Source organism: Corynebacterium variabile (genome assembly GCF_006539825.1).
In the GTDB taxonomy this organism is placed as follows: Bacteria; Actinomycetota; Actinomycetes; order Mycobacteriales; family Mycobacteriaceae; genus Corynebacterium; species Corynebacterium variabile.
The window spans coordinates 119,548-137,070 of record NZ_BJNT01000009.1 but is presented as its reverse complement, the minus strand read 5'-3'; the positions used below and the strand labels follow the sequence as shown (position 1 = coordinate 137,070).

General features: G+C 68.1%; 17 protein-coding genes. All 17 read left to right on the top strand.

Going from position 1 to position 17,523, the window contains the following annotated elements; all coding sequences use genetic code 11:
* Positions 1 to 56: 56 nt before the first annotated feature.
* The 17 genes from CVA01_RS06905 to coaBC all read left to right on the top strand — a co-directional run bounded on the left by CVA01_RS06905 (position 57) and on the right by coaBC (position 17,502).
* Positions 57 to 503, top strand: a complete 447-nt coding sequence (locus CVA01_RS06905) for a prepilin peptidase (RefSeq protein WP_014010035.1) — start codon at positions 57 to 59, stop codon at positions 501 to 503.
* A gap of 79 nt (positions 504 to 582) precedes the next feature.
* Entirely contained in the window at positions 583 to 1,803 is a 1,221-nt protein-coding gene (gene aroC / locus CVA01_RS06900; RefSeq protein ID WP_141329581.1) for a chorismate synthase, read from the top strand.
* 1 nt (position 1,804) lies between these two features.
* A complete protein-coding gene (aroB, locus tag CVA01_RS06895; RefSeq protein WP_141329579.1) occupies positions 1,805 to 3,442 on the top strand; it encodes a 3-dehydroquinate synthase in 1,638 nt (545 codons plus the stop codon).
* Entirely contained in the window at positions 3,439 to 3,870 is a 432-nt protein-coding gene (aroQ, locus tag CVA01_RS06890) for a type II 3-dehydroquinate dehydratase (RefSeq protein ID WP_014010032.1), read from the top strand. Before aroB ends, aroQ begins: the two co-directional genes overlap by 4 nt.
* A 25-nt stretch (positions 3,871 to 3,895) precedes the next feature.
* Positions 3,896 to 4,969, top strand: coding sequence for a M24 family metallopeptidase (locus CVA01_RS06885; protein ID WP_014010031.1), 1,074 nt, complete (start codon positions 3,896 to 3,898; stop codon positions 4,967 to 4,969).
* Between the two features lie 71 nt (positions 4,970 to 5,040).
* On the top strand, positions 5,041 to 5,604 hold the full coding sequence (gene efp / locus CVA01_RS06880; protein WP_014010030.1) for an elongation factor P: 564 nt from the start codon (positions 5,041 to 5,043) through the stop codon (positions 5,602 to 5,604).
* 18 nt (positions 5,605 to 5,622) lie between these two features.
* A complete protein-coding gene (gene nusB / locus CVA01_RS06875) occupies positions 5,623 to 6,195 on the top strand; it encodes a transcription antitermination factor NusB (protein WP_014010029.1) in 573 nt (190 codons plus the stop codon).
* Positions 6,196 to 6,265: 70 nt separating this feature from the next.
* Positions 6,266 to 6,913 carry a bifunctional pyr operon transcriptional regulator/uracil phosphoribosyltransferase PyrR gene (gene pyrR / locus CVA01_RS06870; RefSeq protein WP_073884284.1) on the top strand — a complete coding sequence of 216 codons (648 nt, stop codon included), beginning with the start codon at positions 6,266 to 6,268 and terminating at the stop codon, positions 6,911 to 6,913.
* Positions 6,910 to 7,884, top strand: a complete 975-nt coding sequence (locus tag CVA01_RS06865) for an aspartate carbamoyltransferase catalytic subunit (protein ID WP_141329577.1) — start codon at positions 6,910 to 6,912, stop codon at positions 7,882 to 7,884. The genes pyrR and CVA01_RS06865 overlap by 4 nt, the downstream gene beginning before the upstream one ends.
* Complete coding sequence (locus tag CVA01_RS06860) at positions 7,881 to 9,266, top strand: dihydroorotase (RefSeq protein ID WP_141329575.1); 1,386 nt, start codon at positions 7,881 to 7,883, stop codon at positions 9,264 to 9,266. The genes CVA01_RS06865 and CVA01_RS06860 overlap by 4 nt, the downstream gene beginning before the upstream one ends.
* Positions 9,267 to 10,439: a glutamine-hydrolyzing carbamoyl-phosphate synthase small subunit gene (carA, locus tag CVA01_RS06855; protein WP_141329573.1), complete on the top strand. Its 1,173-nt coding sequence runs from the start codon at positions 9,267 to 9,269 to the stop codon at positions 10,437 to 10,439.
* Positions 10,440 to 13,784 (top strand): carbamoyl-phosphate synthase large subunit, encoded by a 3,345-nt coding sequence (carB, locus tag CVA01_RS06850; protein WP_141329571.1) that lies wholly within the window; start codon positions 10,440 to 10,442, stop codon positions 13,782 to 13,784.
* A complete protein-coding gene (pyrF, locus tag CVA01_RS06845; protein ID WP_041630021.1) occupies positions 13,771 to 14,610 on the top strand; it encodes an orotidine-5'-phosphate decarboxylase in 840 nt (279 codons plus the stop codon). The genes carB and pyrF overlap by 14 nt, the downstream gene beginning before the upstream one ends.
* Positions 14,611 to 14,852: 242 nt before the next feature.
* On the top strand, positions 14,853 to 15,173 hold the full coding sequence (gene mihF, locus CVA01_RS06840) for an integration host factor, actinobacterial type (RefSeq protein ID WP_014010022.1): 321 nt from the start codon (positions 14,853 to 14,855) through the stop codon (positions 15,171 to 15,173).
* Positions 15,174 to 15,178: 5 nt separating this feature from the next.
* Complete coding sequence (gmk, locus tag CVA01_RS06835) at positions 15,179 to 15,799, top strand: guanylate kinase (protein WP_141329569.1); 621 nt, start codon at positions 15,179 to 15,181, stop codon at positions 15,797 to 15,799.
* A 14-nt stretch (positions 15,800 to 15,813) separates the two neighbouring features.
* Positions 15,814 to 16,095: a DNA-directed RNA polymerase subunit omega gene (rpoZ, locus tag CVA01_RS06830; protein ID WP_014010020.1), complete on the top strand. Its 282-nt coding sequence runs from the start codon at positions 15,814 to 15,816 to the stop codon at positions 16,093 to 16,095.
* Between the two features lie 108 nt (positions 16,096 to 16,203).
* Positions 16,204 to 17,502 (top strand): bifunctional phosphopantothenoylcysteine decarboxylase/phosphopantothenate--cysteine ligase CoaBC, encoded by a 1,299-nt coding sequence (gene coaBC, locus CVA01_RS06825; protein ID WP_141329567.1) that lies wholly within the window; start codon positions 16,204 to 16,206, stop codon positions 17,500 to 17,502.
* Positions 17,503 to 17,523 lie beyond the last annotated feature (21 nt).

The following is a 17,523-nucleotide window of genomic DNA, read 5'->3' as shown; positions in this document are numbered from 1 at the left end:
GAGGGGCTGAGCTAAGGGACTGTGGGGGACTAAGGGAAGGTAGGGGGACAGGCACCGTGTGGGGGTATCTGTGGGATGCCGTGGTACTGACCGTGGCGCTGGTCTGGTCGGTCGCTCTGACCGTCACCGATCTGAGGGAGCGGCGACTGCCGGACTCACTCTCCCTGCCTGCTGCCGCTGTGGTGTGGCTGTGGTGCATCCTCGACGGTCGACCGTGGGCACTGACCGGTGCGCTGGCCTGGTGGGCACTGTGTGCGGTGCCCGGGATGATCAGCCCCCGACTTCGCATCGGCGGAGGAGACGCCAAGCTCTCACTCTCCCTCGGCGCGGTGGCCGCCGTATCCGGTGGGCCCGTCGGATGGTGGATCGCAGTCGCGATGTCGTCCGTGATCACCCTGTGTCTCGCCGTCGTTCCGTGCGCGGCACTGCGGTGCAGGGCCGGGCTCCCGCACGGTCCGGGAATGCTGACGGGCACCTGGTTCGGCGTTCTTCTCACGATGTGACACGAGTGACCGGGGAGTGTTCCACCCCGTGAGGTGGGGTCATGTGACGCGCAGAACGCGGACGTGTCACAATAAGCGCATGCTTCGTTGGACGACTGCCGGGGAATCCCACGGCCAGGCCCTTGTCACCATCGTGGAGAACATGCCCGCCGGCGTGCCTGTCACCCGTGCGGACGTCTCCCGTGAACTCGCACGCCGCCGTCTCGGCTACGGCCGTGGCGCCCGGATGAAGTTCGAGGCCGACGAGGTCACCTTCCTCGGCGGAGTCCGGCACGGACTGACCCTCGGATCGCCGGTCGCCGTGATGGTCGGCAACACCGAGTGGCCCAAGTGGACCACCATCATGTCCGCCGACCCGGTGGACACCGATGACCCCGAGGTCGCCAAGGAGATGAACTCCGGGCGCGGTGCCCGGCTGACCCGGCCGCGTCCCGGTCACGCCGATCTCTCCGGCATGCTGAAGTACGGTCACACCGAGGCCCGGCCGATCCTCGAGCGTTCCAGCGCCCGCGAGACCGCCGCCCGTGTCGCCGCCGGTACCGTCGCCCGCGCCCTGCTGCGTGAGGTCACCGGCTCCGAGGTCGTCAGCCACGTCCTCTCGATCGGCCCGTCCGACACCTACGACGGACCCGCGCCGACCGCCGCCGACCTGGACGCCGTCGACGCCTCCCCGGTCCGCGCCTTCACCGCGCAGAGCGACGCCCACGAAAAGTCCATGATCGAGGAGATCGAGAAGGCGAAGAAGTCCGGCGACACCCTCGGCGGCATCGTCGAAGTCGTCGTCACCGGCCTGCCCGTCGGTCTCGGCAGCCACGTCGCCTGGGACGCCCGTCTCGACGGCCAGCTCGCCCAGGCGCTCATGAGCATCCAGGCCATCAAGGGCGTGGAGGTCGGTGACGGCTTCGCCCAGGCCCGCCGCCGGGGTTCCGAGGCGCACGACGAGATCTTCGTCGGCGAGGACGGCATCGAGCGGCACACCAACCGGGCCGGCGGCCTGGAGGGTGGCATGACCAACGGCGAGCCACTGCGTGTGCGTGCCGCCATGAAGCCGATCTCCACCGTCCCGCGTGCCCTGGCCACGGTCGACACCGACACCGGAAAGAAGGCCACCGGCATCCACCAGCGCTCCGACGTCTGCGCGGTCCCCGCCGCCGGTGTCGTCGCCGAGTCCATGGTGGCCCTGGTCATCGCCCGCTCCCTGCTCGAGAAGTTCGGTGGCGACTCGCTGGCGGAGACGAAGCGTAACTACGCCGCCTACATCGCCGAGGTCGACTCCCGGCTGCGCTGGGACGATAACTGACATGACGACCGGTCGGCGGCGTCCGCGTCTCGTCCTCGTCGGGCTGCCCGGCGCCGGCAAATCCACGATCGGCCGGTATCTCGCCAAGGAGCTTGACTGCGGCGTGGTGGATACCGACACCCTCATCGAGGATGACTACGGCCGTCGATGCGGCGAGGTCTTCAGTGAGCTCGGTGAACCTGCCTTCCGGGAGCTGGAGGAGAGGCACGTCGCCGACGCCCTGCGCACCGACGGCATCGTCTCCCTCGGCGGCGGCGCGGTGATCTCCGCGAAGACCCGGGCACTGCTCGCCGACGACCTCGTCGTCCACCTCAAGGTCACTCCGGAGGAGGGCGCACGGCGCACCTCCGGGGACGCGAACCGCCCGGTCGTCGCGGCCGATGACCCCGTGGCCCGGTACCGTCAATTGCAGACCGAGCGTGCCCCGTTCTACGACGAGGTCAGCGACCTCACCGTGACCAGTGAGGGTCGCGCCCCACGCCACATCGTCTCCGAGATCCTCCAGTTCCTCGAGACCACCACCTCAGTCAAGGAGCCTGACATGACCGACGTCCGTCGCGTCCACGTTGCCACCGACAACCCCTATGACGTCGTCATCGGCCGTGACCTCACCGGCCATGTCGCCGAGGCCGTCCCGGGCGCCTCCCGTGCCGTTATCCTGCACCAACCTCCGCTGGCGGAACGTGCCCGTTATATCGCCGAGGGCCTGCGTGCCGCCGGCATCGAGCCGGTCCTGCACGAGACCCCGGACGCCGAGGACGCCAAGACCGTCGCCGGTGCCGCCGAGTGCTGGGACGTCTGCGCGGACGCCGGACTGTCCCGCCAGGACGTCATCGTGGGCGTCGGCGGCGGCGCGACCACCGATCTCGCAGGCTTCATCGCCGCGACCTGGATGCGCGGTATCCGCGTCGTCCAGTACCCGACCACCCTGCTGGCCATGGTGGATGCCGCGGTCGGCGGCAAGACCGGAATCAACACCGCCGCCGGCAAGAACCTCGTCGGCTCCTTCCACGAACCCTCCGCCGTCCTGGTGGACCTCGAGGTCCTCGACACGCTCCCCGCCAAGGAGATTTCCGCCGGTTCGGCCGAGATCGTCAAGACCGGCTTCATCCGCGACCCGGAGATCCTCGACATCTACGAGTCCGATCCCGCCGCCGCACTCGATCCGCGCGGCTCACTGCCTGAACTCATCGAACTGGCGGTGAAGGTCAAGGCAGATGTTGTCGGACAGGACCTGCGCGAGTCCTCGCTGCGGGAGATCCTCAACTACGGACACACCTACGGACATGCCGTAGAGCAGCACGAGAGCTACCGCTGGCGCCACGGCTGGGCCGTCGCCGTCGGCATGGTCTATGAAGCGGAGCTGGCCCACGCCGTCGGTCTTCTCGGGGAGGACGCCGTGGCCCGTCACCGCCGGATCCTCACCTCCGTCGGCCTGCCGACCAGCTACGACGGAGCATCCCTCGAGGAACTGCTGGAGGTCATGGGCCGCGACAAGAAGAACCGCGACGGTCACATCCGCATTGTCGTCCTGTCCGACCGGGACGGCCTGCCCTACGCTCCGGTGCGCCTCGAAGCCCCGGAGAACGCGGCACTGCAGGCCGCCTACACCGCCACCCTGAAGGAGCAGTGGACATGAGCGTCCTCGTCGTCAACGGCCCGAACCTCGACCGGCTCGGCAAGCGTCAGCCGGACATCTACGGTGCGACCACCCTGGCAGACATCGAGGAGGGGCTGCGCGCCCGAGCCGGTGAGCTGGGCACGGAGATCGACTTCTTCCAGTCCAACTGTGAGGGTGAGATCCTCGACCGGATCCACCGCGCCGCCGACGAAGGGGACGCCGTGATCATCAACGCCGGAGGTCTCACCCACACGTCGGTGGTCCTCAAGGACGCCCTGGCCGAGATCACCGACGGTGCCGGCTACGTGGAGGTCCACATCTCCAATGTCCACGCCCGCGAGGAGTTCCGGCACCACAGCTACCTCTCGGCAGGTGCCGCCGGTGTGATCGTCGGACTGGGCACCTACGGTTACACCGCCGCCCTGGAATTCCTCGCGCAGCGTTGATCTCCCGGGCGTAGTCTCGGGGGCCATGAGCGCACCTGTCGACCACTCCTCCCGCCGGGCCGCCGTCGCCCGGACCATCGCCGCTGCCGGCCACCGTCATCTGCTGGTCAGTGACCTGAAGAACATCCGGTACCTCTCCGGGTTCACGGGCTCGAACGCCGCGCTGCTGCTGGGCACCGACGGCACCGGCACCATCGTCACCGACGGACGATACGACACCCAGATCCGTCAGCAGACCGCGTCCTCCCCGGGGCTGGACATCCGGATCACCCGCGACCTCTTCGGCGAGCTCACCCGTGTCGCCGGCGAGGAGGGCTACGCCATCGAACCGGGGCTGCCGGTCGGGGCGGCCCGCGGGCTCGGTGACCCGGAGATCCTCGCCGGTGCTGTCGAATCCGCCCGCCTGGTCAAGGATGACGTGGAGCTGGACGCACTGCGCGAGGCCGGGCACCTCGCGGACGCGGTCTTCACCGAATTCATCGCCGCCGGCGGCATCCGTGAGGGCATCACCGAGATCGAGGCCGCGGCCGACCTCGAACATCGGCTGCGTTCCGCCGGAGCAGACGGGCTGAGCTTCGACACGATCCTGGCTTCCGGGACCAACGGCGCCAAGCCCCATGCCGGAGTCTCACGGGACGTCATCGTCCCGGGCCTGGTCACCGTGGATTTCGGTGTCTGGTTGGACGGATACGCCTCCGACCAGACCCGCACCGTGTGCGTCGGAGAGCCGGATGCACTGGCCCGCGAACTCTACGAGATCGTCCACCGCTCGTTCCGGGCCGGGGTCGAGACCGTCCGCCCCGGCGTCGGCCCCTTCGCCGTCGACAAGGCCTGCCGCGACGTCCTCGACGAGGCGGGGTACGGCAAGTACTTCGTCCACTCCACCGGCCACGGCGTGGGCCTCGACGTCCACGAGGCACCGTCGGCATCGGTGCGTACCGATCCCGCCGAAACACTGGTCGCGGGGGAGACCCTCACCGTCGAGCCGGGTGTCTATCTGCCCGGGAAGACCGGGCTGCGGATCGAGAACACCTACATCGTCACCGCCGAGGGTGCGGAGTCAGTGAACCCGTCGACGACCGAGCTGCAGGTCGTCTAGGGTCCGCCGGACCTCACCTGCTAGACTGTCAGGTCGATTACCTGTCCGACTTTCCTTAAGGGAGTACACACGTGGCAACTACCGCGGATTTCAAGAACGGTCTCGTGCTGAAGATCGACAACAAGCTGCAGCAGATCATCGAGTTCCAGCACGTCAAGCCCGGTAAGGGACCGGCCTTCGTCCGCACCAAGCTCAAGGACGTCGTCTCCGGCAAGACCCTGGACAAGACCTTCAACGCCGGCGTCAAGGTCGAGACCGCCACCGTGGACCGCCGCGACATGGACTACCTGTACAACGACGGTGAGAACTACGTTGTCATGGACACCAAGACCTACGAGCAGTACGAGGTCCCGCAGGACAAGTTCGGTGAGGCCGGCCGTTTCCTCAAGGACGGCATGAAGGTCCAGCTGTCCTTCCACGACGGTGAGATCCTCTTCGCCGAACTCCCGGTCTCCGTCGACCTCGTCATCGAGCACACCGACCCGGGCCTGCAGGGTGACCGCTCCACCGGCGGTACCAAGCCCGCCACCCTCGAGACCGGTGCCGAGATCCAGGTGCCGCTGTTCCTCGAGACCGGGAACGTCGTCAAGATCGACACCCGAGACGGCTCCTACCTCTCCCGCGTCAACCAGTAGAGGCACTGATCACTACCGATGAGTGAGGAAAAGAACCACCACCGCCACGGGGCCCGCTTCCGGGCCCGGCGGCGCGCCGTGGACATGCTCTTCGAAGCGGAGTTCCGGGACATCGATCCGGTCGAGATCGTCGAGGACCGCCGTGAGCTGTCCCGTGACGAGGCGAACCAGGTCGCCCCGGTCAACGACTACACCGCGCAGATCGTCGGCGGTGTCGCCGAGAATCTCGACGGCATCGACGGCGCCATCGCCGGACACCTGTCCAGCGAATGGACCCTGGACCGACTCCCGGCCGTGGACCGCGCCGTGCTGCGTGTGAGCGCCTGGGAGCTGCTCCACAACCACGACGAGATCCCGGAGAAGGTCGCCGTGGACGAGGGGATCGGTCTGGCCAAGGAGTACGGCCACGACAAGGCCCCCGGCTACGTCCACGCCGTGCTCGACGGGATCTCCCGTTCGCGCCGCATCGCCGAGAAGGAGGCCGCCGACGCCGCTGCACTGTCGGAGACCACCGACGATGCGGGGACCGACGAGCTCATCGCCGGCATCGTCGGCGATGACGCTCAGGACGCTCAGGACGCTCAGGACTGAGCCGAATCCGCTTCGCCACCGAGGGTGGTCCCGGGATATTCCGGGGCCACCCTCGCTGCATCTGTGGGGGCTGGCCCCGTGCTACACTGAGCGGCGGCACAGGGCCCGGTGTGACGCCGGCCCGACCACCTTTAACAATCCGTCCAGTGAGGCGGGGAAGGAGGTCACGATGAATATCATGGACGCCGACGACGTCGGTCGTACCATTGCACGCATCGCGCACCAGATCATCGAGAAGACGGCGCTCGACGCACCCGGGGCGGACCGGGTCGTCCTTTTGGGGATCCCGTCGGGGGGTGTTCCGCTGGCGGCGCGTCTCGCAGAGCGTATCCGCGAGTTCAGTGACGTGGAGGTCTTCCACGGCGCCCTCGACGTCACCCTCTACCGTGACGACCTGAAGACCAGCCCGCACCGGGCGCTGCAGTCCACCACGGTTCCGCGTGAAGGGATCGACGGTGCCACCGTCATCCTCGTCGACGACGTGCTCTTCTCGGGTCGCACCATCCGCTCAGCACTCGACGCCCTACGCGACATCGGCCGGGCCGGGAAGGTCCAGCTTGCGGTCCTCGTCGACCGCGGCCACCGCGACCTGCCGATCCGGGCGGACTACGTGGGCAAGAACATTCCCACCTCACTGACCGAGGACGTCAGTGTGGAACTCACCGAGATCGACGGGACGGACGGCGTCCAGCTGATCCGGGAAGGAGAGCAGGCATGAAGCACCTGTTGAGCATCGCCGACCTCACGGCCGAGGAGATCACCGGCCTGCTGGACGAGGCTGACCGCTTCGCCGATTCGCTGCGTGACCGGGAGGTCAAGAAGCTGCCGACGCTGCGCGGCCGTACCGTCTTCACCCTCTTCTACGAGAATTCCACCCGCACCCGGTCCAGTTTCGAGACCGCCGGCAAGTGGATGAGCGCGGACGTCATCAACATTTCCGCGTCCTCCTCGTCGGTGAAGAAGGGTGAGTCCCTCAAGGACACCGCCCTGACCCTCCGCGCCGTCGGTGCGGACGCCATCATCATGCGGCACCCGTCCTCGGGCGCCGCCCGTCAGGTCGCCAACTGGGTCGGTCAGGGGAGCGACGGCATCAGCGTCCTCAATGCCGGCGACGGTGCCCACGAGCACCCGACCCAGGCGCTGCTGGACGCCGTGACCCTGCGCAACCGGCTCGGCAGGATCGAGGGGGCGGAAGTCGTCATTGTCGGAGACCTGCTGCACTCCCGCGTCGCCCGGTCCAACGCCCTGCTGCTCACCGCCCTCGGCGCCAACGTCACCTTCGTCGCCCCGGCGACCCTGCAGGCCCCGGGCATGGAGCACTGGCTCAACCCGAACGTCGGCAGTGGCCGGGGAACAGTCACGGTCACCGAGGACATGGACGCCGCGCTGGCCAAGGCCGACGCCGTCATGATGCTGCGTGTCCAGGCCGAGCGGATGAACGGCGGGTTCTTCCCCTCCCACCGCGAGTACGCCGCCCGCTACGGCCTCTCCGAGGCCCGCGCCGCCGGACTGGCCGACCACGCGATCATCATGCACCCCGGCCCGATGCTGCGCGGCATGGAGATCAGCGACTCGGTGGCGGACGCACCGAACACCGTCGTCCTCAACCAGGTCACCGCCGGAGTCCATGTCCGCATGGCAGCCCTGTTCACGCTCCTCGTCGGAGCAGAAGGAAGTGTCGCAGAATGACCACTGCAGTGAATATCCGGAAGAACGCAGCCTACCCGGCCACCGGCACGTTGCACGCCGCCGCAGAGGGGGAGACGCTGCTGCGCGGCGTCCTCGTCTACGGCGAGGGCGAACCCGCTGACGTCCTGGTCCGCGACGGCGTCATCGCCGAGATCTCCGACGCCGGTTCGCTGACCCCGGGAGAGAACGCCGAGATCCTCGAGCTCGACGGCCAGGTCCTCCTGCCCGGCCTCATCGACATGCACGTCCACCTGCGCGAGCCCGGCCGGGAAGACACCGAGACCATCGCCTCCGGTTCCGCTGCCGCGGCCCGCGGCGGCTTCACCGCGGTGTTCACCATGGCGAACACCGACCCGGTGACCGACACCCCCGCCATCGCCGAGATGGTGTGGATGAAGGGCCAGCAGACCAATCTCTGCGACGTCCACCCGGTCGGCTCCATCACGAAGGGCCTGGCGGGAAAGGACCTCACCGAGTTCGGCATGATGGCCGCCTCCGAGGCGAAGGTCCGGATGTTCTCCGACGACGGCAAATGCGTCGCCGACCCGCAGCTCATGCGCCGCGCCGTCGAGTACTCCAAGGGCCTCGACGTCCTGCTCGCCCAGCACTGTGAGGAGCCGCGTCTCACCGAGGGCGCGGTCGCCCACGAGGGTGAGACCGCCGCCCGCCTCGGCCTCCGCGGCTGGCCGCGGGTCGCCGAGGAGTCCATCGTGATCCGGGACGCCCTGCTCGCCCGCGACTACGGCGGACGCACACACATCTGTCACGCCTCCACTGAGGGCACCGTGGAACTGCTGCGCTGGGCCAAGGACCACGACATCCCGCTGTCCGCCGAGGTCACCCCGCACCACCTGACCCTCACGGACGAGAAGCTGGAGAGCTACGACGGCGTCTTCCGGGTCAACCCTCCGCTGCGTGAGCACAAGGACGCACTCGCCCTGCGCGCCGCCCTCATCGACGGCACCATCGACTGCGTCGCCACCGACCACGCCCCGCACGGCTCCGAGGAGAAGTGCTGCGAGTTCGACAAGGCCCGCCCCGGCATGCTCGGCCTGGAGACCTCCCTGGCACTCATCGCCCGGACCTTCATCACCGACGTGCCGGAGGGGGAGGAGCCCCAGGACTGGCGCTTCATCGCCAGGGTGATGTCCGAGCGACCCGCCGAGATTCTCAAGCTGCCCGGACAGGGCCGACCGGTGGCCGTCGGGGAGCCGGCGAACCTCTGCGTGGTCGACACGCAGGCAGGCTGGGTCGCCCACGGACACGAACTGGCGTCGAAGGCGTCCAACACCCCCTACGAGGGCGAGACGCTGCCGGTGAAGGTCTCCACGACCCTGCTGCGCGGTAAAGTCACCTGCCGAGACGGAGAAGTGAACAACTAGATGACTACTACGACAGAGAAGAGCAATTCCGTGAGTTCCACCCGAACCCCCGCGATCCTCGTGCTCGCCGACGGCCGCGTCTTCCGCGGCCGGGCCTTCGGCGCCCAGGGGACCACCCTCGGTGAAGCAGTGTTCACGACCGCGATGACCGGTTACCAGGAGACCATGACGGACCCCTCCTACCACCGGCAGATCGTCGTTTCGACCGCCCCGCAGATCGGCAACACCGGTTGGAACGACGAGGACGGCGAGTCCCACGGCGACCGCATCTGGGTCGCCGGTCTGGTCATCCGTGACCTGTCCCGCACCGTCTCCAACTGGCGTGCCGACCGCTCGCTGGCCGAGGAGATGGAGGCCCAGGGCATTATCGGCATCCAGGGGGTCGACACCCGCGCGATCGTCCGCCACCTGCGCGACAAGGGTTCGGTCAAGGCCGGCATCTTCTCCGGCCCGGACGCGGAGCGCCCCGTCGAGGAGTTCGTCGCCGCCGTCGACGGTCAGCCGTCGATGGCCGGAGCGGACCTGGCCACCGAGGTCTCCACCGACGACGTCTACGTCGTCGAGCCGGACAACGGTGAGGACGCGAAGTTCACCGTCATCGCCTACGACATGGGAATCAAGACCAATACCCCGCGCAACTTCGCCGCCCGCGGCATCCGCACGGTCGTCGTCCCGGCGAACTCCGCCATCGAGCCGCTGCTCACGGAGTATGACGCCGACGGCGTGTTCATCTCCAACGGCCCCGGCGACCCGGCCACCGCCGATGTCATGGTCCAGCAGGTCCAGACCGTCCTGGAGAAGAAGATCCCGCTGTTCGGCATCTGCTTCGGAAACCAGATTCTCGGCCGCGCCCTCGGCATGGACACCTACAAGCTGAAGTTCGGCCACCGCGGCATCAACGTCCCGGTGATCAACCACCTGACCGGTGTCATCGACATCACCGCCCAGAATCACGGCTTCGCCCTCAAGGGCCGTGCCGGTGAGCCCTTCGACACGCCCTTCGGCACCGCGCAGGTCACCCACACCTGCCTCAACGACGACTGTGTCGAGGGTGTCGCCCTCGACAACGGCCTCGCCTTCTCCGTCCAGTACCACCCCGAGGCCGCAGCCGGCCCCCATGACGCCAACCCGCTGTTCGACCAGTTCATCGAGCTGATGGAAGGGAACAACTAAATGCCGAAGCGCAACGACCTCAACCACATCCTCGTCATCGGCTCCGGCCCGATCGTCATCGGTCAGGCCTGTGAGTTCGACTACTCCGGAACCCAGGCCTGCCGCGTCCTCAAGGAGGAGGGCCTGCGGGTCACCCTCATCAACTCCAACCCGGCCACCATCATGACCGACCCGGAGTTCGCCGACCACACCTACATCGAGCCGATCCAGCCCGGCTACATCGAGAAGATCTTCATCGCCGAGCGCGAGGCAGGGCACCCGGTGGACGCCGTGCTGGCGACCCTGGGTGGCCAGACCGCGCTGAACGCCGCGATCCAGCTCGACCGCCTCGGCATCCTCGAGAAGCACGGCGTCGAGCTCATCGGCGCTGACATCCCCGCCATCCAGCGCGGTGAGGACCGCCAGATGTTCAAGGACATCGTCGCCTCCATCGGCGGTCTGTCCGCCCGCTCCGCGGTGTGCCACAACATGGACGAGGTCCATGAGGCCGTCGCCGAGCTCGGCCTGCCGGTCGTCGTCCGCCCGTCCTTCACCATGGGTGGCCTGGGCTCCGGCCTGGCGTACACCTACGAGGACCTCGACCGCATCGCCGGTGGCGGCCTCGCGGCGTCCCCGGAGGCCAACGTCCTCATCGAGGAGTCCATCCTCGGCTGGAAGGAGTTCGAGCTCGAGCTCATGCGCGACGGCGCGGACAACGCCGTGGTGGTCTGCTCCATCGAGAACGTCGACGCCCTCGGCGTCCACACCGGTGACTCTATGACCGTCGCCCCCTCCATGACCCTCACCGACCGTGAGTACCAGATCATGCGTGACCAGGGCCTGGCCATTCTCCGCGCCGTCGGCGTGGACACCGGCGGATGCAACATCCAGTTCGCCATCAACCCGGACGACGGCCGCCTCATCACCATCGAGATGAACCCGCGCGTCTCCCGATCCTCGGCACTGGCCTCCAAGGCCACCGGCTTCCCGATCGCGAAGATCGCCGCGAAGCTCGCCATCGGCTACACGCTCGACGAGATCACCAACGACATCACCGAGGTCACCCCGGCCGCCTTCGAGCCGACCCTCGACTACGTCATCGTCAAGGCCCCGCGCTTTGCCTTCGAGAAGTTCCCGGGTTCGGACGACACCCTGACCACCACGATGAAGTCTGTCGGCGAGGCCATGGCCGTCTCCCGCAACTACATCTCCGCGCTGAACAAGGTGCTGCGCTCCCTGGAGACCAAGGCCGCCGGCTTCTGGACCATCTCCGACGAGCAGCTCGCCGGTGACCGCGCGAACGACCTCGCCGCCGTGCTCGACGACCTGGGCCGCCCGACCGAAGGCCGGATGTACGACATGGAGCTGGCTCTGCGCCTCGGCGCCACCGTCGACCAGGTCCACACCGCATCCAAGGGCGTCGACCCGTGGTTCCTCGAGGAGCTCAAGGCGCTGGTCGACTTCCGCTCCGAGCTGGAGGACGCCCCGGTGCTCTCCGAGGACCTGCTGCGCGAGGCCAAGTTCTTCGGGCTGTCCGACGCCCAGATCGCCACCCTGCGTCCTGAGCTGGCCGGCGAGGACGGCGTCCGCTCCCTGCGCTGGTCATTGGGCATCCGCCCCGTCTTCAAGACGGTCGACACCTGTGCCGCCGAGTTCGAGGCGAAGACCCCGTACCACTACTCGACCTACGAACTGGATCCGGCCGCCGAGTCCGAGATCGCCCCGCAGACCGAGAAGCCGAAGGTGCTCATCCTCGGCTCCGGCCCGAACCGTATCGGTCAGGGCATCGAGTTCGACTACTCCTGCGTCCACGCCGCCCTGGAGCTCTCCCGTGTCGGCTACGAGACCGTGATGGTCAACTGCAACCCGGAGACCGTCTCCACCGACTACGACACCGCCGACCGTCTCTACTTCGAGCCGCTCACCTTCGAGGACGTCATGGAGGTGTACAGTGCCGAGGCGGAATCCGGTGAGGTCGCCGGCGTCATCGTCCAGCTCGGCGGTCAGACTCCGCTGGGTCTGGCACAGCGCCTCGCCGACGCCGGTGTCCCGGTCATCGGTACCTCCCCGGAGGCCATCAACCTGGCTGAGGACCGCGGCGAGTTCGGCAAGGTCCTGGAGAAGGCAGCCCTGCCGGCCCCCGCCTTCGGCACCGCCACCAGCTTCGACGAGGCCAAGGCCGTCGCCTCCGAGATCAGCTACCCGGTCCTGGTCCGCCCGTCCTACGTCCTCGGTGGCCGTGGCATGGAGATCGTCTACGACGAGGCTTCCCTGCACGACTACATCGACCGCGCCACCGAGATCACCTCGGACCACCCGGTGCTCGTCGACCGTTTCCTCGACAATGCCATCGAGATCGACGTCGACGCCCTGTGCGACGGCGACGAGGTCTTCCTCGCCGGCGTCATGGAGCACATCGAGGAGGCCGGCATCCACTCCGGTGACTCCGCCTGCGCCCTGCCCCCGATGACCCTCGGGGAGACCGACATCGAGAATGTCCGCCGGTCCACCGCGGCCCTGGCCCACGGTATCGGCGTCAAGGGCCTGATGAACGTCCAGTTCGCTCTCAAGGACGACATCCTCTACGTCATCGAGGCCAACCCACGTGCCTCCCGTACTGTGCCGTTCGTCTCCAAGGCGACCGGTGTCCCGCTCGCCAAGGCAGCGTCCCGCATCATGACCGGCACCTCCATCCGCGAGCTCATCGCCGAGGGCATGATCCCGGCCGACCGCGACGGCGGCTCCCTGCCTCAGGGACACCCCATCGCGGTCAAGGAGGCGGTCCTCCCGTTCAACCGCTTTCGCGATCCCGAGGGTCACGTCCTCGACAGCCTGCTCAGCCCGGAGATGAAGTCCACCGGTGAGGTCATGGGTCTGGACCACGATTTCGGCACCGCCTTCGCCAAGTCCCAGGAGGCCGCCTTCGGCTCCCTGCCGACCGCCGGCACGTGCTTCGTCTCCGTGGCCAACCGTGACAAGCGCACCATGATCCTGCCGATCCAGCGCCTGGCCTCCCTCGGTTTCGACCTGGTCGCCACCACCGGTACCGCCCAGATGCTGCGTCGCAACGGCATCGAGTGCACCACCGTCGCCAAGCAGACCGAGGACCTGCCGGCCGGTGGCACCGACCGTCGGGTGGTCGACGTGATCAACGACGGCGAGATCGACATGATCCTCAACACGACGGCCGGAAACGCCACCGCCCGCGACGACGGCTACGAGATCCGTTCGGCGGCCGTGAACAAGGGTGTGCTGTGCATCACCACCGTCCAGGGTGCCATCGCTGCCGTGCAGGGTATCGAGGCCCTGAAGAACTCCGACACCGGCGTCTGTGCCATCCAGGACGTCAACCATGACGTTCGGTAACCGCTACCTCGAGCGGGCGGAGTCCCTGGGACGGCTCTGTGTCGGTCTCGACCCGCACGCCGGGATCCTGGAGGCCTGGGGCCTTCCGGTGGACACCACGGGTCTGAAGGAATTCACCCGGATCTGCGTGGCGGCCTTCGCCGACACGGCGTGTGTCGTCAAGCCGCAGGTCGCGTTCTACGAGGCCTTCGGCTCGGCCGGATTCACCGTCCTGGAGGACGCCCTCGCGTCCTTCCGGAGCGCGGGGACCCTGGTCATCGCGGACGCCAAGCGGGGCGACATCGGCTCCACCATGGCCGGTTACGCCACCGCCTGGCTCAGCGAGGACTCCCCGCTGCGCGCGGACGCCGTCACCGTCTCGCCGTACCTCGGCCTGGGTTCCCTCGACCCGGTGCTCGAGGCAGGGGAGCGGACCGGCGGGGGAGTGATCGTGCTCGCCGCGACCTCGAACCCCTCCGGCCCGCAGTTCCAGCAGCTGGGCACCGGTGACTCCGGAACCGGCCCCACGGTCGCCCAGACCGTCGTGGACCATGTGGCGGCGCTCAACGCACCCCACGTCGCCGCCGGCGGGGCCGGCAATGTCGGCGTCGTGGTCGGCGCGACGGTCACCGCCCCACCGGTCCTGGACGCCGTCGGGGGCATGATCCTCATGCCCGGTGTGGGCACCCAGGGCGGCACCGCCGACGACATCGCCCGCATCGCAGGGGATGCGGTGAATCTCGCCAGCCCCAACATGTCGCGGTCGATCCTGTCCGCAGGCCCGGATATCGGTGCACTGCGGTCCGCAGTGACCGATTCCGCGGCAGAATTCCCGCTGGTCGGCTAGGGTCGTTCTCCAGGTCCGCGCAGCGCCTTCACCTGGGGCGGTATTCGACAACCGCAGGTGAGGGCGCTACACTTGGCCCGTTGTTTCACGGCGACTCCCGCTGGTGAGGGTCCTGGAAGGGATCCGGCAGCGGAACGCCAGACCTGTCGCCACCGGGCATCCGGTGGCCGACCGTGTCCCCCGGCCCCGGGGGAAACACACGACAGACATCATCCAACGAACTACGACATACGGAGGAACCCGTGGCCCTTCCCCAGTTGACCCCGGAGCAGCGTGCAGAAGCCCTCAAGAAGGCTGCCGAGGCCCGCAAGGCCCGTGCCGAACTCAAGGAACAGCTCAAGCGTGGCGGCACCGACCTCAAGGAGGTCCTCGCCAAGGCTGACACCGACCCGATCATCGGCAAGATGAAGGTCTCCGCCCTCCTCGAGGCTCTCCCCAAGGTCGGCAAGGTCAAGGCCCAGGAGATCATGACCGAGCTCGAGATCGCCCCGACCCGCCGCCTGCGCGGCCTCGGCGACCGTCAGCGTCGCGCCCTCCTGGAGCGCTTCGGCTACGAGGCGTAGGCCCCGTGACCTCAGACGCGACGGAGCCCCGGCTGGTGGTTCTGGCGGGTCCCTCGGCGGTCGGTAAGTCGACCGTCGTCCGGGGTCTCCGCGCGGCCGTGCCGGACCTGTTCTTCAGCGTGTCGATGACCACCCGGGACCCGCGTCCCGGTGAGGTCGACGGCGTCGACTACCACTATGTCTCCACCGACCGTTTCCGGGACGCCATCGCGGCGGACCGGATGCTCGAGTGGGCGGAGATCCACGGTGGACTGCAGTTGTCCGGTACCCCTCGGGGACCGGTGGAGGACGCTCTCGAGGCGGGTCGCCCCGTGCTGGTCGAGGTCGACCTCGCCGGTGCCCGCAACGTCAAGCGGCTTCTTCCGGACGCCGTGACGGTCTTCCTGGCCCCGCCGAGCTGGGAGGACCTGGTCGCCCGGCTCACCGGCCGCGGCACCGAGACCGACGAGGTCATCGCGCGTCGCCTGGAGACCGCCCGCGAGGAGCTCGACTCCTCCGGCGAGTTCGACCGGGTCGTCGTCAACGATGATCTGGATACGGCGGTGGGTACCATCGCCGACATCCTGCTCAACCGGGAACAACAGACAGAAAACCGCTGCGGCCCCGGCCGTGGCATCAACGCCTAGCAATGAGGTGCGTAGTGGAAACCCAGGACGTCAACGACAACTCGACGGTCTTCGACCAGCCGATCGGCATCACCAACCCGCCGATCGACGACCTTCTGACCAAGGTCTCCTCCAAGTACGCTCTGGTGATCTTCGCGGCCAAGCGCGCCCGCCAGATCAACAACTACTTCCAGAACGTCGGCGAGGGTGTCTTCGAGTTCGTCGGACCGCTCGTCGCACCGGAGAACAAGGAGAAGCCGCTGTCGATCGCGCTGCGCGAGATCGACGCCGACCTCCTCGAGCACACCGAGGGCTGATTCCCTCAGGCTGGTCCATCAGCGCCCGTCCTGCCGTCACCGGCAGGGCGGGCGTTCGTGCATGTCCGGTGAATCACGCCGGTGCAGTCTGGGATAGGCTGGAGTACCGTGACTGACACCGTGAACAACTCCGCCGTACATACCGCGTCGAGGGACGGCGGTCTCCGGATTCTCGTGGGGGTCGGCGGTGGGATCGCCGCCTACAAGGCCTGCGCCCTCATCCGTACCTTCACCAAGGCCGGACATGACGTCCACGTCGTCCCCACCGAGTCCGCGCTCAGGTTCGTCGGTGCGGCAACCTTTGAGGCGTTGTCCGGCAACCCGGTGTCCACCACGGTCTTCGAGAACGTCGACGAGGTCCGGCACGTGCGGCTCGGCCAGGAAGCGGACCTGGTCGTCATCGCCCCAGCCACCGCAGACCTCATGGCCCGGTTGGCCCACGGGCGGTCCGACGATCTGCTCACCGCCAGCTGCCTCGTCGCCACCTGTCCGGTGGTCCTTGCCCCGGCGATGCACACCGAGATGTGGGCCCACCCGGCCACGCGGGAGAACGTGGAGACGCTGCGCCGACGGGGGACGGTCGTGCTCGATCCCGCCCACGGCCGGCTCACCGGTCCGGATTCCGGTCCCGGTCGGCTTCCCGAGCCGGAGCACATCGCCTCTCTGGCGCTGGCCGCCCACGACCGGTTCGGTATCTTCCGCCGGTCCCTGGCGGGCCGTCGGATCCTCATCACCGCCGGTGGTACCCATGAGCCGCTGGATCCGGTGCGTTTCCTCGGCAACGCCTCCTCGGGGCGCCAGGGGTTTGCACTGGCTGACGTGGCCGTCCAGCGGGGCGCCCGGGTCGAACTCGTCGCCGGGTTCACCGACGAGCTCGATGAACCCTCGGGGGCACACATCACCAGAATCAAGACCGCCCGGGACATGCAACAGGCGGTCGCCGAGCTGGCTCCGTCCTCCGACGCGGTGATCATGTCCGCGGCGGTCGCCGACTTCCGACCTGCGTCGGCGGCCGACGCGAAGCTGAAGAAGGGCGGGGACGCCGATCTGGCCACCCTGGCCCTCACCGAGAACCCGGACATCCTCAGGGGGCTCGTCGAGGCCCGTCGTACCGGCGAACTGCCCGAGGAACTGCTCATCGCCGGGTTCGCCGCCGAGACCGGGGACGCGGAGCACACACCGCTGGACCTGGCCCGGGTCAAGCTGGCCAGGAAGGGCTGTGACCTGCTGATGTGCAATGCGGTGGGCGACGGACTCGTCTTCGGTCAGGACTCCAGCTCGGGCTGGCTGCTCACTCCGGGTGAACAGCCCGGCGCCGAGGAGGTCACCGAGGTTCCGGCAGCGTCCAAGCTCGTCGTCGCCTCGCATATCCTCGACGCTCTCGAGGAGCTCTTCGCTCCGGAATAGGTCCGGACCGACACAGGTCCA